The 23,725-nt window shown below is 67.4% G+C and carries 20 protein-coding genes; 14 read left to right on the top strand and 6 right to left on the bottom strand.

Annotated elements, in window-relative coordinates; translation table 11 throughout:
• The first annotated feature begins 87 nt into the window (after nt 1-87).
• Nucleotides 88-978, top strand: a complete 891-nt coding sequence (locus MMG85_RS10555) for an MBL fold metallo-hydrolase (protein WP_241046010.1) — start codon at nt 88-90, stop codon at nt 976-978.
• A 178-nt stretch (nt 979-1,156) separates the two neighbouring features.
• Nucleotides 1,157-1,621, top strand: coding sequence for a transposase (locus MMG85_RS10550; RefSeq protein ID WP_277399829.1), 465 nt, complete (start codon nt 1,157-1,159; stop codon nt 1,619-1,621).
• Nucleotides 1,622-1,912: 291 nt separating this feature from the next.
• On the opposite strand, the gene upp is transcribed toward MMG85_RS10550, so the two are convergent.
• Complete coding sequence (gene upp, locus MMG85_RS10545) at nt 1,913-2,545, bottom strand: uracil phosphoribosyltransferase (protein WP_241046008.1); 633 nt, start codon at nt 2,543-2,545, stop codon at nt 1,913-1,915.
• Nucleotides 2,546-2,657: 112 nt separating this feature from the next.
• Nucleotides 2,658-5,033 carry a TonB-dependent receptor gene (locus MMG85_RS10540; RefSeq protein WP_241046007.1) on the bottom strand — a complete coding sequence of 792 codons (2,376 nt, stop codon included), beginning with the start codon at nt 5,031-5,033 and terminating at the stop codon, nt 2,658-2,660.
• 199 nt (nt 5,034-5,232) lie between these two features.
• Here MMG85_RS10540 and MMG85_RS10535 point away from each other — a divergent pair, with 199 nt between their 5' ends.
• The 3 genes from MMG85_RS10535 (at nt 5,233) to MMG85_RS10525 (ending at nt 8,433) form a co-directional block, all read left to right on the top strand.
• Nucleotides 5,233-6,366: a phytase gene (locus MMG85_RS10535; protein WP_241046006.1), complete on the top strand. Its 1,134-nt coding sequence runs from the start codon at nt 5,233-5,235 to the stop codon at nt 6,364-6,366.
• On the top strand, nt 6,363-7,751 hold the full coding sequence (locus tag MMG85_RS10530) for a metallophosphoesterase family protein (protein WP_345778847.1): 1,389 nt from the start codon (nt 6,363-6,365) through the stop codon (nt 7,749-7,751). The genes MMG85_RS10535 and MMG85_RS10530 overlap by 4 nt, the downstream gene beginning before the upstream one ends.
• An 85-nt stretch (nt 7,752-7,836) precedes the next feature.
• A complete protein-coding gene (locus tag MMG85_RS10525; protein ID WP_241046005.1) occupies nt 7,837-8,433 on the top strand; it encodes an inorganic diphosphatase in 597 nt (198 codons plus the stop codon).
• Nucleotides 8,434-8,541: 108 nt separating this feature from the next.
• Here MMG85_RS10525 and MMG85_RS10520 read toward each other — a convergent pair whose 3' ends face one another.
• Nucleotides 8,542-10,038, bottom strand: coding sequence for an aminotransferase class III-fold pyridoxal phosphate-dependent enzyme (locus tag MMG85_RS10520; RefSeq protein ID WP_241046004.1), 1,497 nt, complete (start codon nt 10,036-10,038; stop codon nt 8,542-8,544).
• 119 nt (nt 10,039-10,157) lie between these two features.
• On the opposite strand from MMG85_RS10520, the gene MMG85_RS10515 reads away from it, so the two are divergent.
• The 6 genes from MMG85_RS10515 to secF all read left to right on the top strand — a co-directional run bounded on the left by MMG85_RS10515 (nt 10,158) and on the right by secF (nt 16,586).
• Nucleotides 10,158-10,589 (top strand): Lrp/AsnC family transcriptional regulator, encoded by a 432-nt coding sequence (locus tag MMG85_RS10515; protein ID WP_055935988.1) that lies wholly within the window; start codon nt 10,158-10,160, stop codon nt 10,587-10,589.
• 56 nt (nt 10,590-10,645) lie between these two features.
• Nucleotides 10,646-11,680: a tRNA preQ1(34) S-adenosylmethionine ribosyltransferase-isomerase QueA gene (gene queA, locus MMG85_RS10510; protein ID WP_241046002.1), complete on the top strand. Its 1,035-nt coding sequence runs from the start codon at nt 10,646-10,648 to the stop codon at nt 11,678-11,680.
• A gap of 151 nt (nt 11,681-11,831) precedes the next feature.
• Nucleotides 11,832-12,968 (top strand): tRNA guanosine(34) transglycosylase Tgt, encoded by a 1,137-nt coding sequence (tgt, locus tag MMG85_RS10505; RefSeq protein WP_241046001.1) that lies wholly within the window; start codon nt 11,832-11,834, stop codon nt 12,966-12,968.
• Between the two features lie 306 nt (nt 12,969-13,274).
• On the top strand, nt 13,275-13,613 hold the full coding sequence (gene yajC, locus MMG85_RS10500; RefSeq protein WP_241046000.1) for a preprotein translocase subunit YajC: 339 nt from the start codon (nt 13,275-13,277) through the stop codon (nt 13,611-13,613).
• Between the two features lie 101 nt (nt 13,614-13,714).
• Complete coding sequence (gene secD, locus MMG85_RS10495) at nt 13,715-15,598, top strand: protein translocase subunit SecD (RefSeq protein WP_241045999.1); 1,884 nt, start codon at nt 13,715-13,717, stop codon at nt 15,596-15,598.
• Nucleotides 15,599-15,611: 13 nt separating this feature from the next.
• Nucleotides 15,612-16,586, top strand: coding sequence for a protein translocase subunit SecF (secF, locus tag MMG85_RS10490; protein WP_241045998.1), 975 nt, complete (start codon nt 15,612-15,614; stop codon nt 16,584-16,586).
• 221 nt (nt 16,587-16,807) lie between these two features.
• Here secF and MMG85_RS10485 read toward each other — a convergent pair whose 3' ends face one another.
• Entirely contained in the window at nt 16,808-17,629 is an 822-nt protein-coding gene (locus MMG85_RS10485) for an inositol monophosphatase (protein ID WP_241045997.1), read from the bottom strand.
• Between the two features lie 95 nt (nt 17,630-17,724).
• Between MMG85_RS10485 and MMG85_RS10480 the strand changes: the two genes are divergently transcribed.
• The 3 genes from MMG85_RS10480 (at nt 17,725) to MMG85_RS10470 (ending at nt 21,628) form a co-directional block, all read left to right on the top strand.
• On the top strand, nt 17,725-18,531 hold the full coding sequence (locus tag MMG85_RS10480) for an RNA methyltransferase (protein ID WP_241045996.1): 807 nt from the start codon (nt 17,725-17,727) through the stop codon (nt 18,529-18,531).
• Nucleotides 18,532-18,629: 98 nt separating this feature from the next.
• Nucleotides 18,630-19,511: a phosphate/phosphite/phosphonate ABC transporter substrate-binding protein gene (locus tag MMG85_RS10475; protein WP_241046057.1), complete on the top strand. Its 882-nt coding sequence runs from the start codon at nt 18,630-18,632 to the stop codon at nt 19,509-19,511.
• Nucleotides 19,508-21,628 (top strand): GGDEF domain-containing protein, encoded by a 2,121-nt coding sequence (locus MMG85_RS10470; RefSeq protein ID WP_241045995.1) that lies wholly within the window; start codon nt 19,508-19,510, stop codon nt 21,626-21,628. The genes MMG85_RS10475 and MMG85_RS10470 overlap by 4 nt, the downstream gene beginning before the upstream one ends.
• Nucleotides 21,629-21,747: 119 nt before the next feature.
• Here MMG85_RS10470 and MMG85_RS10465 read toward each other — a convergent pair whose 3' ends face one another.
• Complete coding sequence (locus tag MMG85_RS10465) at nt 21,748-22,374, bottom strand: exopolysaccharide biosynthesis protein (RefSeq protein ID WP_241045994.1); 627 nt, start codon at nt 22,372-22,374, stop codon at nt 21,748-21,750.
• Between the two features lies 1 nt (nt 22,375).
• On the bottom strand, nt 22,376-23,683 hold the full coding sequence (locus MMG85_RS10460) for a hemolysin family protein (protein ID WP_241045993.1): 1,308 nt from the start codon (nt 23,681-23,683) through the stop codon (nt 22,376-22,378).
• Nucleotides 23,684-23,725 lie beyond the last annotated feature (42 nt).

The following is a 23,725-nucleotide window of genomic DNA, read 5'->3' as shown; positions in this document are numbered from 1 at the left end:
GGAGCGACGTGAGTCGCGAAAGGCTTCCCGGGAGCGTCATCGCGACTGACGTCGCTCCCACAGAAAACGGGGCGTAGAATCGGCCCCATGAAACTCTGGTCGCTGCTGGGCAATTCCCAGAAACTCGATGGGGGCGCGATGTTCGGCAACGCGCCGCGCGCCATGTGGGAGAAGTGGTCGCCGCCGGATGCGGAGAACCGCATCGAACTGGCCTGCCGCGCGCTGCTGGCGCAACCGTTGAACGGCAGGACGGTGCTGTTCGAGACCGGCATCGGCGCGTTCTTCGAGCCGAAGATGCGCGCCCGCTTCGGCGTGCAGGAAGACTGCCACGTGCTGCTCGATTCGCTGCAGGCGGCCGGCTTCTCGCACGAGGACATCGAGGTGGTGGTGCTCAGCCACCTGCACTTCGACCACGCCGGTGGCCTGCTGGCGCCATGGCAGGAGGGCAGGGCGCCGGAACTGCTGTTCCCCAACGCGACGTTCGTCGTCGGCGCCGAGCACTGGCAGCGCGCCCTGAAGCCGCATCCCCGCGATCGCGCTAGCTTCATTCCCGAACTGCAGCCATTGCTGGAAGCCAGCGGGCGACTGGAGCTCGTGTCCGGCGACCACTCAAACGTGCTCGGCGAATCCGTGCGCTTCACCTTCAGCGACGGCCACACGCCGGGCCTGATGCTGGCGGAAATCGTCGGACCGGAGGTGGTGGACGGGCAGGCGCACGGTGGCGTGGTGTTCTGCGCGGACCTGATTCCCGGTCGTTCCTGGGTGCATGTGCCCATCACCATGGGCTACGACCGCAACGCCGAACTGCTGATCGACGAGAAGCGCGCCTTCCTCGACGACAAGCTCGCCCGCAACGTCCATCTTTTCTTCACCCACGACCCCGGCTGCGCCCTGGCGCAAGTCACCCGCGACGAGAAGGGCAAGTTTGGCGTGGTCCACGAAGTCGCGGAACTGCACGCGCGTCCGTTGGCGGCGTAGAGCGGAGCTTGCTCCGCTGCTTTGTCCGTTTCCGGATGGGGACGGAGCCATGGCGGAGTCGAGCAAGCTCGACTCTACGTAGGATGAAAGCGTTCGATTGGTCGGATGGAGAAACCCGACAGTCCGGCCGCGGGTTCTCCGATACAGGTACGGGCACGGGCAGCGCACAGTAAAGCGCATGCCAAGTCCTCGCCTCATGATCGGCCGCCATTCCTGCAGTGGTGCTATCTACGCGATCACGTCGGTCATCCGCGGAAGAGTCCCCTTGTTGGCCGACGCCGGCAACGCCACCTTGGTCATGCAGGAGTTGGCTCGCTGCGAGGCCGAGCAGCGGGTCGGGAATCTCGCCTGGGTTGTCATGCCTGATCATGTCCACTGGCTGTTTCAGCTGCGCGAAGGTGCTCTCGGGATGTCTGTACAGGCATTCAAGTCGCGCGTCGCTCGTCGCCTCAACGAGGCGCGCATGTCCTCTGGTCCTGTCTGGCAGGCCGGCTACTACGATCATCGGATTCGGCATGACGAGGACCTGGCCGCGCAAGCGCGTTACCTTGTTGCCAATCCACTCCGTCGTGGGCTGGTCGCCCGGCTGGAGGATTACCCGTACTGGTACTGCACCTGGATTCGCGGTGAAGAGGATTTGTGAGAAACCACGCCTCACCCTGTAGAGCGGAGCTCGCTCCGCTGCTCTTGCGGGCGCCGGCGTGGGGGCTCTGGGATCAAGGAGTCGAGCAAGCTCGACTCTGCGCGCTGCTTCCGAAAAGCTTAGGTCTGTGCCCGCACGAGGTCGGGATCTGCACCTGGATTTGCGGTGAAGAGGATCTGTGAGAAACCACGCCTCACCCTGTAGAGCGGAGCTCGCTCCGCTGTTCTTGCGGTCGCCGATGTGGGGGCTCTGGGATCAAGCGGTCGAGCAAGCTCGACTCTACGAACTACGTTACCCCACCCGCGTGCCGAATATGCGGTCGCCCGCGTCGCCCAGGCCCGGCAGGATGTAGCCCTTGTCGTTGAGGTGTGCGTCGATGGCGGCGGTATAGACCTCGACATCGGGGTGTGCGGCTTCCAGTGCTTTCAGGCCTTCCGGCGCGGCGACCAGGAAGATGCCCTTGATCCGCTTCGCGCCGGCGCGCTTGAGCATGTCGATGGTGGCGATCAGGGTGCCGCCAGTGGCCAGCATCGGGTCCAGGATCAGGGCGTCGCGTTCTTCCAGCCGGCCGGTCAGCTTCTCGAAGTAGGGCACCGGCTGCAGCGTTTCCTCGTCGCGCTGCAGGCCGACCACGCTGACGCGGGCGGTGGGGATCAGCGCCAGCACGCCGGGCAGCATGCCCAGGCCGGCGCGCAGGATCGGCACCAGGGTGATCTTGGCGCCGGCGATCTTCTTCACCTGTACCGGCCCCGCCCAGCCCGCCATCGTTTCGCTGGTCAGTTCCAGGTCCGCCGTCGCCTCGTAGGCGAGCAGCGTGCCCAGCTCGGTGACAAGTTCGCGGAAGTCCTTCGTGTTGAGGCTGGCGTTGCGCAGCAGGCCGATCTTGTGCTGCACGAGGGGGTGGCGGACTTCGACGGTCTTCATGGCGGGGCGCGGCGAGGGGAGATGCGGGAAGTCTGCATCAAACCCCGGGGTCCCACAAAGCAGGAAGCCGGCATGCGCCGGCTTCCCGCGTGGAGCATGGCGACGGCGTCGATCAGAACGCCCAGCGCATCACCACCTGGTAGCTCGGACCGGCCTCTTCGGTCTCCAGCTCGTACTCGTCGTAGTCGCGGTCGATCTGGTCCTGCAGGGTGTTGAACTTGTCGAAGAACTCATCCTTGCTGGCATCCAGCAGATTGTTGGCGCTCAGGCGCACGGACAGGCTGGTGCCGAAGCGCTTCTCGACGAAGACGTCCAGCTCACCGCCGTAGCGGATGAGCACTTCCTCGGCCAGCAGGCGCGTGTAGGCGTCGCCCTGCTTGCGGTAGGTCGCACCGAAGCTCGCGCCCCAGCTCGGGATGTCGTGGATGAAACCGATGTTGTAGACCGACTTGGCCTGGTCGTTGAAGCGGCGTTCGCCCAGGAAGTCATCGACCTTGGACTTCACCCACGAGTAGTTGGCGAACACGCCCGTGTTGTCCAGGCCGATGGCCGACAGCGGCGTGGAGACATCGAACTCGAAGCCGTAGACCTTGCCGTCGCCGACATTGGCCGAGGTGTACAGGAAGCTCGAGGCCGGTTCCTGCGCCATCGCATCGGCCAGGTCGACCGCGTCGCCGTCCTCGATCAGCTCGTCCCAGACGTCCTGCATCTCTTCGCTGGGCTCGCCGGTGTTGACGATCTCGATGAGGTCCTTGACGTCGCGATAGAAGAAGTTCAGCCCGACCACGCCCTTGCGGCCCAGGCGGTGCTCGAAGCCGAGGTCCAGGCCGTTGGCGGTCTCAGGGTCCAGCTCGGGATTGCCGATGTAGTCGTTGTCGCCGAACTCGCCATCCAGCAGGGCCGGCAGCAGCTCGTTGAAGTTCGGGCGCTTGATCGTCTTGGCCAGCGACAGGCTGATGCGATCGGCGTCGCCCAGGTTCCAGCGCAGGTTCACCGACGGCAGCAACTCGTTGTAGTCCTTGCTGACGCGGCCTTCACTTTCCTCGTCCTCCAGGTATTCCACGTCGGACTTGGTGGTCTCGTAACGCAGGCCGGCTTCCCACGAGAAGGCCTCGCCCTTGCTGCTGAGCATGATGTACGGGTCGAGGCGCTTTTCCTCGATCACCGAGGCGACGCTGCCATCCAGCTCGTAGTCCGCCAGCGAGTTCGGGGTTTCGCCTTCCTCTTCGGCTTCCCACTCGTAGCTGACGAGCAGACCTTCGCGCTTCTTGGTGCGGTAGTCCACGCCGAACTCCAGCTCGGCGCCACCCACCGGGCGCACATGGCTCAGGCGGAAGCCGGTTTCGGCGTCCTTGGCGGTCACCGATTCGGCTTCATAGACGGTTTCGTCCCACTCGGCGTCTGCCGGGATGCTCCAGCTGTCGTCCCAGTTCTCCGCGCCGCTGACGTAGACCTGTTCGCCCTCGGTGGTGGCCTGCGAATTCTCGAAGCGCGCGTGGTCCACGCTCACCTCGGTGGTGCCGCCGCCCATGTCGAACCTGTATTCGGCACCGATGCCGTAGTTCTTCTGGTCGTACGGGTCGCGGCCGGGGACGAGCACGTTGATGGTTTCGTCGTCGTCCAGTTCCTCCTCGAACGACACTTCGGTCACGTCGCGATCGGTCTTGACGTAGAAGGCGTCGACGCTGAAGCGGCCGGTATCGCCCACGTCGGCGGTGTAGGACAGGTTGGCCGAGTAGTCGCGTCCGTCCTTCACCTCGGTCTGGTCTTCCCAGCTGACCTTCTCTTCCTGGGTGTTGTCGGTGAAACGGTCGGAACGCTTGGTCTTGGCGCGGTAGCGGTCCTGCACGTTGACGCCGGCCAGCAGGCGGCCACCGAGCGCCTCGAACGAGGTCACCGCGCCGAAGGTCGGGTTGACCTCACCATCGTCCCAGCGGTTCACGCCCACGCGGATGTAGCTGCCGGTGAACTCGTACGCGTCGCGCAGCACGATGTTGATGGCGCCGGCCATGGCGTCGCCGCTGCGGTTGGCGCTGGCGCTGCGCTTGATCTCGATGTGGTCGACCATCTCGGCCGGGATGCGGTCGACGTAGAACGAGCGGTCGTCGCCGGCGCCCGGCACCTTCTTGCCGTTGATCAGCACCTGGGTGTAACCGCCGCCGAGGCCGCGCAGCTGCACGCCGTCGTATTCCATGATGTCCGAGCCGACGAAGCCCACGCCCGGCACGCGCTTGAGCATGTCGCCAACGGTGTTGGGCTCGAAGCGCTGGAAGTATTCCAGGTCGTAGACCAGCGTGGGCGCGATGTCGTCGGTGCGGTCGCGGTAGGCGATCTCGGCCTGCACCACCACGGTGTCCAGTTGCTTGGGATCGCCGGCGGTGCCCGCGTCCGGCGCCTGGTTCTGGGCGGTGGCGGCGAGGCTGGCCGGCAGCAGGGCAGCGCAGAACAGCACCTGCGAGAGCGAGGCGGCCAAGGCATTGCGTTTCATCGTGTGTCGTCCCCGTGACGAAAGTAAACGGCACTTTGTAAGCACGTCACATGGCGGCAACATGACAGCGAGGTTCCCGTGCGGTGACAGGTATTCGCGTGCAGTGCGCTGACACGAAAATGTCATGGCGGCTGCGTAGAACATGGCAGTTTGTTGACGCCTTCATGTCATGGGGAACCCGGTGAAACCACGCCTTGCCTTGCTTGCGATTCCTTTCCTGCTCGCCGCCTGCGGCGGCAAACCCGATGCGCCCGTGCCGTCTGCTGCCGTGGCGGAGACACCTGTGCGCGAGAAAGAGCCTGACGAGAACGTCGAGAAGGATCCGCTGCTGAGCGAGGCGAAGATCGCCCACGTGGTGGTGCCGGAAGCGTTCATCACCGCGGCCACTCCGGCCGAGAACGTCGATTCGCCCGCCAGCTGGCGCTCGCCCGATGGCACGCGCTGGCTGATCGCCACCGCGAAGGACACGCACCGCCTGGTGGTGTACGACGGCAGCACCGGCAAGCAATTGCGCACCGTCTCCGGCCCCGGTAGCGAGCTGGGGCAGATGCAGCGGCCGAACGGCATCGCCGTGATCGACGACCTGGTGCTGGTGGTCGAGCGCGACAACCGCCGCGTGCAGGTCTTCCAGCTGCCGGACTTCAAGCCGCTGCTGGTGTTCGGTGCCGACGCGCTGAAGCAGCCGTACGGCCTGTGGGTGCGTCCGCAGAAGGATGCGTACGAGGTCATCGTCAGCGACAACTACATGTCGCCGCAGAACGAGGACGTGCCGCCGCCGCTGGCCGAACTGGGCCAGCGCTTCAAACGCTATCACCTGCAGCGCGCCGACGGTGGCTGGAAAGCTACCTCGGCCGGCACCTTCGGCGACACCGGCGAGGCGGGGGCGATCCGCATCGCCGAATCCGTGTTCGGCGATGCGGCCAACGACCGCCTGCTGTTGGCCGAAGAGGATGTCGCCGTCGGCACGCGCCTGCGCGAGTATGGGCTGGACGGCACGTATCGCGGGCGCGACATCGGCGCGGGCCTGTTCAAGGCGCAGGCCGAGGGCATGGCGCTGGCGCAGTGCGCGGCCGGCAGCGGTTACTGGATCGCCACCGACCAGTTCAAGGACCGCAGCGTGTTTCACGTGTTCGACCGCCTGACGCTGGACTACAAGGGCGCGTTCGCCGGCAACCGGACCGCGAACACCGATGGCGTGTGGCTGGACCAGAGCGCCGATGCGCGCTTCCCGCAGGGCGCGTTCTATGCGGTCGACGACGACCAGGCCGTGGCGGCGTTCGACTGGCGCGACATCGCCAAGGCCCTGTCGCTGCCGGAGTGCCGCGTCGAATGAAGCATGCAGGGGATGCGGTGATGAAGTGCGTGCTGGCGGTGCTGTTGCTGGGGACCTGCGCGACGACACTCGCGCAGGAAGCGACGGTACGCCAGCACGAGCCGAACACGCGCGTGCCGCAGGGCGTGCTGCGCTATGCGCCGAGCGGTTTTCCGGACCGCATCGTGGCCTCGCCGGCGCAGGATGCGGCGACCGGCTTCTCGGTCGCGTGGCGTACCGGCACGACGGTCCGTTCGCCCAGGCTGGAGGTCGTGGTCGCGGGGGATTCGCCCGACATGGGCGAGCCGCGCACGGTCGGCGCGACCAGCACGCCGTTGAACACCGAGAACGGCGAAGCCCATCACCATCGTGCGGATGTCGACGGCCTGCAGCCGGACACGCTGTATGCCTGGCGCGTGCAGGGCGACCGCACCTGGAGCGCATGGCACCACACGCGCACGGCGCCGTCGGCGGGTTCGCCGTTGACCCTGCTGTATTTCGGCGACACCCAGAACAAGAACGTCAGCCTGACCACGCGCGTGGTGCGCGAAGCGATGCGGCATGCGCCGGACGCGCGGCTTGCGCTGTATGCCGGCGACCTGGTCAGTGGCGGCGATGGCGAGGACGACAACGAGTGGGGCGAGTGGTTCGAGGCCAACGAAGGGCTGCCGACCTCGCTGGTCGTCGCGCCGGCACCGGGCAACCACGAGTATTTCGAGGAGTTCGAGGACACGCCGCAGGAGCGCCGCGTGCTGGGCGCGCACTGGCCGGTGACGTTCGCACTGCCTGGCAACGGCGTGACGCAGGCGAAGCGGACCACGTACTGGTTCGACTACCAGGATGTGCGCGTGGTGGTGATCGACGGCACCTCGGCGCTCGACCTGGGCACGGCGAAGGCGCAGGCGAGATGGCTGGACGGCGTGCTTGCCGCCAATCCGAAGCGCTGGAGCATCGTGCTGACCCACCAGCCATTCTTCTCGCCGCGCGAAGGGCGCGACAACGTGCTGCTGCGCCAGCACCTGCTGCCGGTGATCCGCAAGCGCAAGGTCGATCTGGTGCTGCAGGGGCATGACCACGTCTACGGCCGCCTGAAGAACGAAGTGCCGACGCCGGTCTTCGTGGTGTCGGTCACCGGCGCCAAGCAGTACCGGCTCTCGGACGAAGCGCGCAAGACCATGCGGCCGGTCGCCGAGGACACGCAGCTGTTCCAGGTGGTGCGCTTCGATGGCGCGCGCCTGCGCTACGAGGCGCGCACGGCAACGGGGCGTTTGTACGATGCGTTCGATCTCGTCGACGATGGTGCGGCGGGCAAGCAACTGGTCGAGCACGCGGAAGGCCGTATCGACGAACGCACGTGTACCCGTGCCGAAACCCTCAAGGGCCGCACCGACCGCTGCTGGGAATAAGTCCTTCGTTGTAGAGCCGGGCTTCACGCATCGCCAATCCGTTCAAAAGCAGCGGAGCAAGCTCCGCTCTACGCAGGAATCCCTCATGAAGCGTGTTCTCGCCATCGCGTTGCTCTTCGTGTGCACCACCGCACATGCCCGCGAGTCCCATATCCGCCATCCGTTCCTCGCCCAGCAGCCCAAGGCCGCGCCGGAGGAGGTGCTGCTGGCGGTGGAAATCCCGGCTGGCAGCATGACCAAGTACGAGATCAACGAGGAAGGCCTGGTCTTCGTCGACCGCTTCCAGTCGATGCCGGTGGCGTATCCCGGCAACTACGGCTCGATGCCGCGCACGCTGGCTGGCGACGGCGATCCGCTGGACGCGCTGGTGCTGACGCGCGAACCGCTGCATCCCGGCGTGCTGGTGAAATTCCGGCCGATCGGCGTGCTGCGCATGCTCGATGACGGCAAGCACGACGAGAAGATCATCGGCGTGCCCACCGACAAGGTCGATCCGACCTACGCCGGCATCCGCGACCTGGCCGACCTGCCGCAGATCGAACGCGATCGCATCGAGGCCTTCTTCCGGGTTTACAAGGATCTGCCGAAAGGCCGCAATCCGGTGCAGCTCAACGGCTACGGCGATGCGAAGGAAGCGAAGGCGCTGATCCGCGAATCGCTGGAGCGCTTCACACAACCGTAGGGTGGGCCTTGGCCCACCGTCGATCCGGCATGTGGATGGTGGGCCAAGGCCCACCCTACAAAAAAGGCGAGCCGGGGCTCGCCTTCTCCGTCGCGCGGGTCGAATGGATCAGGCCGCCGCGGCCTGGCTGATCCGCGGCCCTTCGCGCAGCGCCTTGCCGACCATGCCGACCAGCAGGTCCAGCTCCTCGCCGTCGATGGCGAAGTGCGGGGTGAAGCGCAGCGAGTTGGCGCCGCCGTGGATGACGTTCAGGCCCTGCTGGCGCAGCCACTCTTCGGTCGATCCGGTGCCGTAGCACTTGAACGCCGGCGACAGTTCGCACGAGAACAGCAGGCCGGTGCCCTGCACGTTGGTGATCAGGCTGCCGAGTTCGCCCTGCAACTGCTGCAGTTTCTGCACCGCCTCGGCGCCGCGCTTGCGGATGTTCTGGCGCACCTGCGGGGTGAGCTGGGCCAGCGTGGCGCAGGCCACGTCCAGTGCGCGCGGGTTGGTGGTCATGGTGTTGCCGTACACGCCCTTGCGGTACAGGCCGGCGGCGCGTTCGTTCACGGCCAGCACCGACAGCGGGTACTGCGCGGCATTCAGCGCCTTGGAGTAGGTCTCCATGTCCGGCGCGTCCATGCCCTCGAAGCCCGGGTAGTCGACGATGGACAGCACGCCGTGCGCGCGCAGGCCGGCCTGGATGGAGTCCACCAGGAACAGGCTGCCGTGGCTGCGGGTCAGTTCGCGCGCGGCGGCGTAGAACGCCGGCGGCACCGAGCGGCCCGGGTCGCCTTCGCCCATCACCGGCTCCAGGAACACGGCCTCGACGAACCAACCCTTGGTCTCCGCATCGGCGAAGGCCTGCTTCAGCGCATCCACGTCGTACGGCGGGATGGCGATGACCGAATCCTCGCCACGGTAGCTGGCCAGGTGCTGCTGGTAGGACTTGCGGGACGAATCCGAATACAGCGCCGGGCGCTCGGTGCGACCATGGAAGCTGCCTTTCACCACGATGCGCTTGATGGTGCGGCCGGCGTGGCGGCCGTCCGGATCGGTCATCAGCTTGCTGTTGATGTCGGCGATGCGCGCGGCCAGGCCGACGGACTCCGAGCCGGAGTTCAGGCACAGGAACTTGGCGAACGGGCAGCCGCCGCGGGTATGGCCGATCTCCTTGCGCAGGGCGCGGTCGAAGCGCAGCTGCGACAGGCTGGGGGTCATGATGTTGGCCATCACCTGCGGGCGCGCCATCGCGTCCAGCACGGCGCCGGGCGTGTGGCCGAAGCCGAGCATGCCGTAGCCGCCGGCGTCGTACAGCACGGCGCCCTTGAGCGTGACCACCCACGGGCCGCGCGCGGCGAGCGCGATGTAGGGGTTGATGGCGTCGTCGGCGTAGAAGTTGACGTAGCCGGACTGCACCACGCGCAGTTGTTCGGCTTCGTCCATCGCCAGCAGCTCGGAGAACTCGTCGTGCAGGCGCGCGTGTTCGGCGGCGGCGGCTTCGATCACGGCGACCAGGTCCGGATGGCCCTTCGCCAGTCGTTCGATGGCGGTGTCGTCCAGGCCGCGGGTCAGGCGCTGGCCCGGGTGGGCGCGCAACGGGGCGAGATGGTCGATCAGGGCCATGGCAATCCTCCGGCAGGAAACGGCAAACCCGTATTATCGGGATTAATTCGTCGTTTGACAGTTGTGAACTGCGCGAATTTGGAGGATATTTCGTCGATTCGACGAATTGCGCCTGTTCAATGAAGCTCACCGACGCCGACCAGCAACTGCTCTCAATGCTCCGTGAGAACGCGCGTGCCTCCACCGCCCAGATCGCGCGGCGGCTGAACCTGTCGCGGACCACGGTGCAGAGCCGGATCGAGCGGCTGGAGCGCGAGGGCGTGATCAGCGGCTACACGGTGCGCGTGCACGACGAATACGACCGCAGCCACCTGCGTGCGCACATCATGATCGCCGTGCATCCCAAGCAGATGACCTCGGTGGTCGCCGCCCTGCGCGCGATGCCGGAACTGCGCGTGCTGCACTCGGTCAGCGGCAGCCACGACCTGATCGCGGTCGGCGCGGTGCCGACCGTCGGCGACATGGACGTGCTGACCGACCGCATCGGTGCGCTCGAAGGCGTGGAGCGCACCACCTCGTCCATCGTGCTGTCGACCAAGTTCGAGCGCTGACGACGGAGCGCTCCGGCGGGCTCCCGTACAATGCACGCCCCCGCAAGGCCCCGACCGTGAAGAAGTCCGACTTCCATTTCGACCTGCCCGAGGCGCTGATCGCCCAGGCGCCGCTGCCGGAGCGCTCCGCCAGCCGGCTGCTGGTGGTGCCGCCGGGCGCTGCGCCGTTCGTCGATCGCCACGTGCGCGACCTGCCGGAATGGCTGCAGCCGGGCGACCTGCTGGTGTTCAACGACACCCGCGTGATCCCGGCGCGCCTGTTCGGCCAGAAGGAAAGCGGCGGCCGGGTGGAAATCCTGATCGAGCGCCTGCTGCCGGACAACGCCGCGCGTGCGCAGGTCGGCGCAAGCAAGTCGCCCAAGCCGGGCAGCCGCATCCAGCTGGACGCCGGCGGCGAAGCGGAGGTGATCGGCCGCGATGGCGAGTTCTACCAGCTGCGCTTCCATGTGCCCGGCGCGCTGGAAAGCTGGCTGCAGAAGGCGGGCCGGTTGCCGTTGCCGCCGTACATCCAGCGTGCGCCCGGGCAGGACGACGACGAGCGCTACCAGACCGTATTCGCGCGCGAACTGGGTGCGGTGGCGGCGCCGACCGCCGGCCTGCATTTCGACGACGCACTGCTGGCGACCTTGCGCGATCGCGGCGTGGACTTCGGCCACGTGACCCTGCACGTCGGCGCCGGCACCTTCCAGCCGATGCGAGTGGACGACATCCACGAGCACCGCATGCACAGCGAATGGCTCAACGTCGGTGCGGCGCTGGTCGAGCAGGTACGTGCCGCGCGTGCCCGTGGCGGCCGCGTGATCGCGGTGGGCACGACGGTCGTGCGCGCGCTTGAATCGGCGATGCGCGATGGCGAGCTGCAACCGTTCGCAGGCGAGACGCAGATCTTCATCTTCCCCGGCTACCGCATCCGCAGCGTCGATGCGATGGTCACCAACTTCCACCTGCCGGAAAGCACGTTGCTGATGCTGGTCAGCGCGTTCGCCGGCAAGGACCGGATCATGGCCGCCTACGCGCATGCGGTGCGCGAGCAGTACCGGTTCTTTTCCTATGGGGACGCGATGCTGTTGTTTCCGGAGGAAGCCAAGTGAGTCGTGCCCGTGTCGCGCCAGAAATCGGATCGTCATTCCGGCGAAAGCCGGAAACCATTTTGATTTTGGCTTTCAGCCGCAACACCAACAGCAAAATAGATTCCGGCTTTCGCCGGAATGACGGGGATGGGTCGCGCGGCAGGGTGGCCGCATGAGCCGCATGTCCTTCGACCTGCTGGCCACCGACGGCGCTGCGCGCCGCGGGCGACTGACGTTCCCGCGCGGCACCATCGAAACGCCGGCGTTCATGCCGGTGGGCACCTACGGCTCGGTGAAGGGCATCCTGCCGGAACACGTCGAGGACCTGGGGGCCGAGATCATCCTCGGCAACACCTTCCATCTGTACCTCCGGCCCGGCCTGGACGTGATCGGTGCGCATGGCGGCTTGCACGGGTTCGCGCGCTGGGACAAGCCGATCCTCACCGATTCCGGTGGGTTCCAGGTGTTCTCGCTGGCGCACCGGCGCAAGATCACCGAGCAGGGCGTGACGTTCGCCTCGCCGGTGGACGGCAGCAAGGTGTTCCTCGGTCCCGAGGAAAGCATGAACATCCAGCGTGTGCTGGGATCGGACATCGTCATGATCTTCGACGAATGCCCGCCGGTGAACATCGATGGCAAGCCGGTCGATCCGCGCGTCATCGAGCGTTCGATGGAGCTGTCGCTGCGCTGGGCCGAGCGCTCCAGGCGCGCGCACGAAGGCAACGACGCCGCCCTGTTCGGCATCGTGCAGGGCGGCGTACACCACGACCTGCGCTCGCGCTCGGCGGAGGGTCTGAAGGCGATCGGCTTCGACGGCTATGCGATCGGTGGCCTGGCGGTCGGCGAGACCGAGCAGGAGCGCAACACCACGCTCGAACACACCTGCCCGCAACTGCCTGCGGACCAGCCGCGCTACCTGATGGGCGTGGGCCGGCCGGAAGACCTGGTGGAAGCGGTGGCGCGCGGCGTGGACATGTTCGACTGCGTCATGCCGACCCGCAACGCGCGCAACGGCCACTACTTCACCTCGGCCGGCACGGTACGCATCCGCAACGCGAAGTACGAGCACGACCTGCAGCCGATCGAGCCCGGCTGTGGCTGCTACGCGTGCCGCAACGGCTTCACCCGCAGTTACCTGCGGCACCTGGACCGCTGCAACGAGATGTTGGCGCCGATGCTGGGCACCCTGCACAACCTCTGGTACTACCAGCAGGTGATGGCGCAGATGCGGGCGGCCATCGCGGAGGGGCGGTTCTCCGATTTCCGGACCGCCTTTTACGCGGCCCGTGGGATCGACCCCGCGCCATAGTCGCCGTACCCGGGCCGCGTCCTCGATGCGTCACCCGAGAGGCTTTGTAGGAGCGGGCCATGCCCGCGATGCCTTTCCCGCAGTCGGCGGAAAGAGCATCGCGCCCATGGGGCGCTCCTACAGGAGACAGACGAGCATTGCAGACGGGTCCACGGCGCCCCGGCGCAGGGCGGTTTCCACCCCCGGCCGGGAACCATCCGGCGCCGATGCGGTCTTTTCCGGTCCGGGCCTGCGGGGAAGCCCGGGCGGGGCTTCCCGACGCGTGGCATAATCCCCGGCTGCTTTTCATACCCAATGGACAAGTCCATGAATCTGCTTGATTTCTTCGTTGCCCCCGTGATCGCCCAGGCCGCACCGGCCCAGCAGGGCATGGGCGGCTTCGGCCTGCTGATGCCGATCGCGCTGATCGCCATCATGTACTTCCTGATGATCCGCCCGCAGATGAAGCGCGCCAAGGAGCACCGCTCCATGCTGGACAAGCTGTCCAAGGGCGACGAAGTCATCACCTCCGGCGGCATCGCCGGCACCGTCACCGACATCGGCGACAACTTCGTGACCCTGGAAGTGGCCGACAACGTGCGCGTGCGCGTGCAGAAGGCCGCCGTGGGCAACGTGCTGCCGAAGGGCACGCTGAAGTCCGCCTGATCCGTCTCCTCCGTGCCGCCGCCCCGGTGGCGGTGCGGATTCCGCTGTTTCCGAACCATTGTTGAGCGCATGCCCGGGAAGGGCCTGCGCGGGTCGCCACGATGCTTGAATTCCCTCGCTGGAAATACGCCCTGATCCTGATCGTCGTGTTGGCGAGCGCGCTGTACGCGCTGCCCAACCTGTACCCGCAGGATCCCTCCGTGCAGATCACCGCCAACCGCGGCTTCGCCATCGACGCCGCCCTGCGCGGTCGCGTCGATGCCGCGCTGAAGGACGCGGGCGTGCAGGCCAAGGAGGTCGACACCGAGGCCGCCAGCATGCTGGTGCGCCTGCCCAGCCTGGAAGCGCAGACCACGGCCAACGACGCGCTGCGCAAGGCGCTGGGCGACGACTATCTGGTCGCGTTGAGCCTGGCGTCCACCGTGCCGGACTGGCTGGGCGCGACCGGTGCCCGGCCGATGGTGCAGGGCCTGGACCTGCAGGGCGGCGTGCACTTCGTGCTGCAGGTCGACCAGAAGGCGGCGCTGGACAAGCGCGTGGACGGCTACGTGGAAGACACCCGCGTCACCCTGCGCGACAAGCGCATCCGCTACACCTCGGTCGAACGCCGTCCGAACAACAGCATCGTGGTGACGCTGGCCGACGGTGAGGACGTGGCCGCGGCGCAGCAGGCGCTGGCGCAGACCCTCAGCTCGCGCGGCAACAATGCCGGCACGCTGGCCACGGGGTCCGGCCTGACCTACCAGGCCACCGGCCAGCAGATCACCATCGGCCTGCCGCAGGCGGAGCTGGAGCAGATCGCTAGCGAGGCGATCGAGCAGAACCTCACCACGCTGCGCAACCGCATCAACGAGATCGGCGTGTCCGAGCCGATCATCCAGCGCCAGGGCGACGACCGTGTGGTGGTGCAGCTGCCCGGCGTGCAGGACACCGCCGAGGCCAAGCGCCTGATCGGCGCGACCGCGACGCTGGAATTCCGCGCCGTGGTGGAAGGCAATGCCGCCGACGCCGTGGCCAGCGGCCGCATCCCGCCGGAGGCCAAGGTCTACCAGTTGCGCGACAACGCAGGCCCGGTGCTGCTCAACAAGCGCGTGCTGGCGTCCGGCGACGAGATGGTCAATGCCCGCGTGGGCGTGGACAACAACGGCCTGCCGGCGGTCGACGTGACCCTCAACAACATCGCCGGTCAGCGCATGTTCGACTACACCAGCGCCAATGTCGGCAAGCTGATGTCGGTGGTCTACATCGAGCGCGTGCCCACCGTGACCATGGTCGACGGCAAGGAAGTGCGCAGCGTGCGCGTGCGCGAAGAGGCATTGTCGCCGACGCGCATCGCCGGCGTGTTCGGCAAGAACTTCCAGACCACCGGCCTGGAGAAGACCGAAGCCGACAACCTGGCCAAGCTGCTGCGCGCCGGTTCGCTGGCAGCGCCGATGGACTTCATCGAAGAGCGCGTGGTCGGCCCCAGCCTGGGCAAGGAAAACGTGGAGCGCGGCACCAAGGCCGTGGTGTTCTCCTTCATCTTCGCGCTGGCGTTCTTCCTGGTGTACTACCGCATGTTCGGCCTGATCACCTGCATCGCGCTGCTGCTCAACCTGGTGATGGTGGTGGCGGTGATGTCGCTGTTCGGCGCGACGATGACCTTGCCCGGCTTCGCCGGCCTGGCGCTGACCATCGGCATGTCGGTGGACGCCAACGTGCTGATCAACGAGCGCATACGCGAGGAACTGCGGGCGGGCGTGCCACCGCAGGCGGCCATCGCGACCGGTTACGACAAGGCGTCGGGCACCATCTTCGACTCCAACATGACTGCGCTGCTGGCGGGCGTGGCGCTGTATGCCTTCGGCACCGGCCCGTTGAAGGGCTTCGCGGTGACGATGGTCATCGGCATCCTGACCTCCGTGTTCACCGCCGTCACCGTGTCGCGCGGCATCGCCACCCTGATCTACGGCGGCCGCCGCAAGATCAAGTCCATCGCCATCTGACGGGAGACAGAAGATGAGCCTTTTCCCGTTGCGGCTGATTCCGCACACCACCAACTTCAACTTCATGCGCGTGCGCTGGGTGTCGATCGGCATCGCGGCACTGCTGGTGATCGCCGCGATCGGCGCCATCGCGTTCAAGAGCTTCAACTTCGCGCTGGACTTCACCGGCGGCACCGTGGTCGAACTGCGCTTCCAGGCGCCGCCCGACGTGGACGCCGTGCGCGAGCGCCTGCAGGCCGGTGGCTACGGCAGTGCGCAGGTGCAGACCTTCGGCACCGGCAGCGACCTGCTGGTGCGGCTGCAGCCCCGCGAGGACGCCGGTACGGCCGCCGACGCCGAGGCCAGCAACCGCACGGCGGCCGACGTGCTGCGCCTGGCGTCGAGCGAGGGCAATGCCGCGACCGTGATGCGCAGCGAGTTCGTCGGCCCGCAGGTCGGCAAGGAGCTCGCGCTCAATGGCCTGTACACGCTGCTGTTCGTGGTGGTCGGCTTCCTGATCTACATCGCGGTGCGCTTCGAATGGAAGTTCGCCGTCTCGGCCATCGTCACCACCCTGGCCGACGTGCTGATCGTGGCCGGCTTCTTCGCTGCCAGCGGCATCGAGTTCGACCTGACCATCCTGGCGGGCCTGCTGTCGGTGATGGGCTTCTCGATCAACGACAAGATCGTGGTGTTCGACCGCGTGCGCGAGAACTTCCGCAACCTGCGCGCCGAGCCGATGGAGATCCTGAACCGCTCGATCAACCAGACGCTGTCGCGCACGATCATCACCTCGTTCGTCGCCTTCCTGACCGTGTTCGCCCTGTACCTGTACGGCGGCGGTTCGCTGGAAGGCATGGCGCTGTCGCAGATGATCGGCATCGTGCTGGGCACGGTCTCGTCGATCTTCGTGGCCTGCCCGCTGCTGACCATCGGCTTCCTGACGGTCACCAAGCAGGATCTGATGCCCAAGGCCAAGGACGAAGCGCTGCTGGCGCGGCGTCCGTAAACTCTGGCAGCCAGGGAACGAAAAAGGCCACGCAATGCGTGGCCTTTTTTGTGGGGCGTCGATTCTGTAGGAGCGACGTCAGTCGCGACCGCACGATCAGGTCGACAGGATCAAATGATCTGGCGACGGTCGATCAGGCCAGACGAGCGCTTGGCCGACCGTTCCTGCGTGTTCCGGTTTCCGGTCGCGACTGACGTCGCTCCTACAGCGACAGGCATCGGTCAGCCGTTGAACGAGGCGGCGTAACCCGACGACACGATGGTCTTCTGCAACGCTTCGGCGACCTTGAGGTTGCCGGCGACGATCTGGCGGGGCAGGGCGGTGCGGCCGTCTATCTTGCCGAGCGCGGCGCCACGGAAGTCGCAGACCTTGCCTCCGGCCTCACGCACCAGCAGCACGCCGGCGGCGATGTCCCAGTCCTTCACACCGGCTTCGAAGTAGGCGTCCGAGCGCCCGCAGGCCACGTAGGCCAGGTCCAGTGCGGCCGAACCGGTGCGGCGGATGTCCTCGGCATGCACCAGCAGTTCGCGCACGCATTCCAGCTGCGCCCCGGCGCGGGCGCGCTCGCGCGGCGGGAAGCCGGTGGTGACGACGGTGCCGGCCAGGTCCTTGCGGTCGGCCACGCGGATGCGGCGCTCGTTGAGCTGGGCGCCCGCGCCGCGGCTGGCGGTGAACAGGTCGTTGCGCAGCGGGTCGAAGATCACCGCGTCGGTCGGCTCGCCGTTGTCCACCAAGGCGATGGAGACGCAGTAGTGCGGGAAGCCGCGCAGGTAGTTGCTGGTGCCGTCCAGCGGGTCGATCACGAAGGTGTAGCGGCCGTTGATCTGGGCGCCGCTTTCCTCGCCCACGAACCCGTAGTCCGGGTAGGCGCGGCGCAGTTCCTTGATGATGACCTTCTCGGCATCGGCATCGACTTCGCTCGCGTAGTCCATCCGCTCCTTCTGCACCACGTTCAGCGCATCCAGCTTGTTGATACTGCGCAACAGCACGTTGCCGGCGAGGCGGGCGGCCTTGGTCATGACGGTGACGACGGGCTTCTGCATGCGAACGAACCTCGGACAGGCGTGGGGTAGGGCGAACAAGTGGAAAAGAGCGGCACGGCGCGGAGGCCGGCCCGCGCAGTTTACCATTTGCCCCCATGAACACGCCCGTTTCCGTTACCGATTCCCTCTCCGCGGCCACCGCCGCCCGCCTGCGCGTGGTGCTGGTCGGCACCCAGCACCCAGGCAACATCGGCGCCGCCGCGCGCGCCCTGAAGACGATGGGGCTGGCCCGGCTGGTGCTGGTAGCCCCCGAGGACTATCCCGCCGAAGAGGCGTTCCGGCGCGCGGCCGGTGCCGACGACCTGCTCGGCGACGCGCCCGTGGTGGCCACCCTGGCCGAGGCGGTGGCCGACTGCCACCTCGTGCTCGGATGCACCGCGCGCAGCCGCCGCGTCCAGTTGGAGGAACATGCGCCACGCCAGGCCGCCGCGCTGGCCGTGGCGCGGGCCGCGGCCGGCGGCGAAGTGGCGCTGGTGTTCGGTCGCGAGCGCACCGGCCTGAGCAACGAGGAACTGCAGCTCTGCCACGCCGCCGTGCATATCCCGGCGAATCCCGAATACAGCTCCTTGAACCTGGCCGCCGCCGTGCAGGTACTGGCCTACGAGCTGAGGCTCGCGTTGCTGGAAGGTGTCGCGCCTGTGCAGGCGGAGCCGGTCCACCCGGACGACGTGCCGGCCAGCCATGCGCACATGGAAGGCTTCTTCGCCCAGTTGGGCGACACGCTGGACGCGATCGACTTCCACAAGGGCCGCACGCCGGACTCGGCCATGCGCAAGTTGCGGCGGCTGTTCGCCAAGGCCGACCTGAACGAGCAGGAGGTGCGGCTGCTGCGCGGCATCCTTGCCGATGCCCAGCGCATGGCCCGGCTGGCGGGCGGTCGCGGGGACGGATCACTGTCTTGAACTCACGTTTTCCGATAGGCTGCCGCCATCGTTCTGGCGGGCGCCTATCGTTGCGTACAACCTGGTTCCGCCTTGCGCTGCTCGCCCTCGGGGCCGCCATGCTGGCCGCTGCCGTCGCCCCGGCCAGCGCCGCCGGCGATGAACGCGTCCTGGTCCTCGGTCGCATCAGCGACGACCCCAAGGCGCACTACGAACAGCTCAAGCCGCTGCTGGACTACGTGGTGCCGCGGATGCGCGATGTCGGCATCACCGAAGGCCGCATCCTGATGGCGCGCGACGCGCAGCAGATGACCAGCTACCTGCGCCGCGGCCGGGTGGACTGGGTCACCGAGACCGCCGGCACCGGCATGCGGCTGCAGGAACGCGCCGGCGCGCGCCCCATGCTGCTGACCGAGCGCGGTGGCGTGAGCCGCTACCACGGCGTGTTCTTCGTCCGCCGCGACAGTGGCCTGGAACGGCTGGCCGACCTGAAGGGACGGACGGTGGCGTTCCAGAACACGGCCTCGACCAGCGCCTACTTCGCGCCGTCGGTGGCGTTGCTGGACGCCGGCCAGCGGATGGAGATCCTGCTGTCGCCGATGGACCGGCCGTCGGCCGATTCAGTGGGCTACGTGTTCGCCCGCTCCGAACTCAACATCGCCGCCTGGGTGCACAAGCGCCTGGTCGATGCCGGTGTGGTCAGCAACCTGGACTGGGACGACGTGCGCCGCATGCCGCCGGCGTTCCGTCGCGACTTCCGGGTGATCCACGAGACGCAGGATTTCCCGCGCGCGCTGGAAATGGTGCGGGGCGACCTCGACCCGAAGATCGAGGCGCGCCTGCGCGAGGTGCTGATGGAGGCCGCCGGCGATCCCGCCGCGCGCGATGCGCTGAACGTGTTCTTCCGCACCACCCGCTTCCTGCCGGTGGACCCGGCGTCGCAGGCGGCACTGGATGAGCTGCGTGGTGGCGTGACCCGCGTCCGGGAGCTGGTCGAATGAAGCCGATGCGCTTCGGCCTGCAGGCCCGCTTCCTGGCGGCGATGGCGTTGATGCTGGTGGTGGTGATCGCGCTGCTGGGCACGCTGCTGCACCGGCAGAAGGTGATGCAGCAGGAGGTCGCCGACCTCGGCCGCGACGCCATGCACGGCATGGTCGAGGACAGCCTGCGCCGCCACGGCGAAGCCACGGTGGACCAGTTGGGCGATGCGCTGGCCAACCCGCTGTACTACTTCGACCTCGATACGATCGGCAGCATCGTGCGTTCGGCGCAGAAGGAGCCCGACGTCAGCTACGTGCTGGTGTACGACAACCAGGGCCGGATCATCCACGACGGCACCGCCGACATCGCGGTGTACGGCCAGACCATGACCGATCCGCTGGCGTACGAAGCGGTCAACGCGCGCAGCATGCACACGCAGTGGTCGGCGCAGATCGTGGACGTGTCCGAACCCATCATGATCGGCAGCGAGCGCATCGGCGGCGTGCGCGTGGGGTATTCGGTGGCGTCGGTGCGTGCCTACGAAGAGAAGGCGGTCACCGCGGCCCGCGAGCGCCTCAACGAACTGGGTGCGCGCCACCTGGGCTGGATCGCTCTGCTGTTGGCGGCGCTGGTGGCGGTCTGCGTGGCGATCATGCTGTACGCGCAGCGCACGCTGGTCCGGCCGATCCGCCAGCTGGCCCGCGCCGCGCACGATATCGAAGTGGGCAATTACAACGGCGAACGCATGTCCAGCGAGCGCCAGGACGAAGTCGGCGAACTGGTGCGCGCCTTCGGCACCATGAGCGACAGCATCGCGCGGCACGACCGCGACGTGCGGCGCATGGCCTACACCGACTCGCTGACCGGCCTGACCAACCGGCTGGCGTTCCGCGAGAGCCTGGACCACCGGCTGATGATGCTGCGCGGCGCCGGCCGCCAGCTGGCGCTGCTGTTCGCCGATATCGACGACTTCAAGCGCGTCAACGACACGCTGGGCCACGAAGCCGGCGACGAGGTATTGCAGCAGTTCGCGCACCGCATCCGCGACGCGGTGGAGCTGATGGGCGGCGACGACGCCTTGCTGGCGCGCTTCGGCGGAGACGAATTCGTCATCCTGATCCAGGACGGCGACGTGCGCGGCAGCGCCACCCGCCTGGCGGAAAAGCTGGTGGCCGAGCTGGGGCGTCCCATCGTGGTGCAGGACCGCCAGGTGTTCCTGGGCACGTCCATCGGCATCACCCTGTTCCCGGAAGACGCCTCCGGCGCGACCGCGCTGATGAAGAACGGCGACATCGCGATGTACCAGGCCAAGGTGGCGGGCAAGAACTGCTACCGCTTCTACAGCCGCGCGATGGACCAGGCCGTCGAGCGCCGCGTGCGCATGGAGCAGGAACTGCGCGGCGCCTGGGAGCGCGGCGAACTGAGCCTGATGTACCAGCCGGTGTTCCGCATGGCCGACAGCCGCATCGTCGGCGCCGAAGCGCTGCTGCGCTGGCAACATCCGGAGCTGGGCATGGTGGCGCCGTCGGTGTTCATCGACGTGGCCGAGCAGAGCGGGTTGATCGAGAGCATCGGTCCGCGCGTGCTGCGGGCGGCGTGCACGGCGGCCGCGCGGTGGGGCACGGATCGCGACGCGCTGGATCCGCTGTTCGTGTCGGTCAACGTCTCGCCGCGCCAGCTGCGCAGCGGCGACCTGCCCGACGTGGTGGCCGAGTGCCTGCGCGACACCGGGCTGGCCGCCTCACGCCTGCACCTGGAGCTCACCGAAACCGCCGTCATCAGCGACGAGGCGCATGCCAGCGCGCTGCTCGCCACGCTGCACCGCACCGGCGTGAAGGTGTGGCTGGACGATTTCGGCACCGGCTTCTCGGGCCTCAGCCACCTGCGCCGCGTGCCGGTGGACGGAGTGAAGATCGATCGCAGTTTCATCGCCGACATGCTGCGCGACCCCGACGACCTGGCGCTGACCACCGCGATCATCGCAATGGCGCACTCGCTGGGCATCACCGTCGTTGCCGAGGGCGTGGAGAAGGAAGGCCAGTTCAACCTGCTGCGCGAGCGCGGCTGCGACCTGGCGCAGGGCTACTGGCTGGGCTACCCGGTCACCGCGGCCGAGTTCGCGCAGCTGGTGGCCTGAAACATCCGGGATGCTGCCTGTGGGAGCGACGTAAGTCGCGAGCTTTTTCTCACCGGCTCCTCATCGCGACTTACGTCGCTCCCACACCCGACATTCCTGCCGACGCCGGACGCGGTGGCTTAGAACCACCGCGCAATCAGCGCACTGGTCGCTTCCACCAGGTTGCCCGACAGGAACCCGAACACCACCACGGCAATACCGCCGGCGATCCACGCCAGCAGCAGCAGCGCGCCGTCGCGTTCCAGCAGCGCCAGCGCGAACAGCAGCAACAGGAAGCCGAACACGTAGTTGGTGAACGGGATCGGCAGCGCCAGCAGGATGCCCAGCAGGACCAGCAGCAGGCCGGTGAAGCTGAGCGCAATGCGGTTGTCGAGGAAGCCCGCCATGCGCGGCCGCACCAGCTTCTCCAGCCGGCGCAGCCACGGCGCCATGCGCTGGCGGAAGCGGATCATGGAGCTGCGATGCGGACCGCGCCGAGCGAGGAACCTGGGCAGCCAGACCTTGCGCATGCCGAGCAGCAACTGCACGCCCACCAGCACCACCATGGGGCCACCGATCGCGCCGCCGACGCCGGGCACGGGGATGAAGGCCGGCAGCACGCCGATGAAGAGCAGCATGCCAAAGGCGGCGGGGCCGAAATCCTTCAGCAGGTCGCCGATCCGCAGCACTTCGTCCGGATCGCCGGCCGCGAAGCCGTCGAGCAGCGCGGCGGTGCTGGTGTGGTGGGGTGTTTCGTCGACGGGCATGTCAGACCGCCAGGTCTTCGCCGTCGGTCTCGGGCAGCTTCTGCAGCAGCAGCTTGTCGATGCGGGCGCCGTCCAGGTCGACCACCTCGAAGCGCCAGCCCGCCCAGTCCACGCGCTCGCCGACATGCGGGATGCGGCCGAAGCGCTCGATCATCATGCCGGCGACGGTGTTGTACTCGTCGTCGTCCGGCAGCGCGACGCCACCCAGCAGTTCGCGCAGGTCGTCGTTGGGCAGTGAGCCATCGACCAGCAGCGAACCGTCCTCGCGCACCACCACCAGCGGCGCGTCCTCGGTGTTCTCGCTGGCCTGCAGGCGGCCGACGACGGCGCCCATCAGGTCGCTCAGCGTCACCAGTCCCTGGATCTCGCCGTACTCGTCGACCACCAGCGCCAGCGACTGCTGTTCCTCGCGGAAGATCTCCAGCAGCTTCATCGCGTGGGTGGATTCGGACACGAACAGCGGATCGCGCAGGTCGCGGAAGATCTCCGGCGACGGATCGGCGAAGCGGTCCAGCAGCGTCTTCACCTCCAGCACGCCGACCACGTCCTGGTCGCTGCCGCGATAGACGGGGAATCGCGAGAACTGCGATTCGCGCATCGTTTCCAGGTTCTCGCTGTAGCTGGCGGCCACATCCAGCCAGGTGATCTTCTTGCGCGGCGTCATCAGGCTGTCGGCGGTGCGGTCGCCCAGGCGCAGCACGCGGTTCATCATGTTGCGCTCGTCGACGTCGATCACGCCCTGCTCGTGGCTCTCGGTCACCAGCATGCGGATCTCTTCTTCGGTGACGGCATTGCGGTTGTCGTCGCGGATACCGAGCATGCGCAGCACGCCGCGGTTGATCGCGCCCAGCACGAACACCACCGGCCGCGCGATGCGCGACAGCCAGTCCAGCGGAATGGCCACCGCCGACGCGATGACCTCCGCATTGGTCAGTGCCAGGCGCTTGGGGATCAGTTCGCCGAAGATCACCGAACTGGCGGTGATCAGCGTGACCGCCGATGCGGTACCGATGGCCGTGGTGTAGCGCTGCGCGTCCGGCCAGATGCCGGACAGCCAGGTCGCGATCATCTGGCCGATGGCGTCGCCACCGAACATGCCGGTCAGGATGCCCAGGCCGGTGATGCCCACCTGCACGGTCGACAGCAGGTTGTCCGGATGCTCGGCCAGGTGCAGGGCGACGCGGGCGCCGCGGCTTTCCTGCGCCATCTGTTTCAGTTTGAGTTTGCGCGAGGTCATCAGGGCCATCTCCGACAAGGCGAAGAAGGCGTTGATGACGATCAGGAAGGCAACGATCAGCAGCTCAAGCACGGGAGCCTCCGTTCATGGCAGGGAGGGCCGGCAAAGCGGGCG

This window comes from Pseudoxanthomonas sp. LH2527, assembly GCF_022539275.1.
In the GTDB taxonomy this organism is placed as follows: domain Bacteria; phylum Pseudomonadota; class Gammaproteobacteria; order Xanthomonadales; family Xanthomonadaceae; genus Pseudoxanthomonas_A.
The sequence above is the reverse complement of the archived record's forward strand: the minus strand, read 5'-3'. Positions and strand labels throughout refer to the sequence as shown.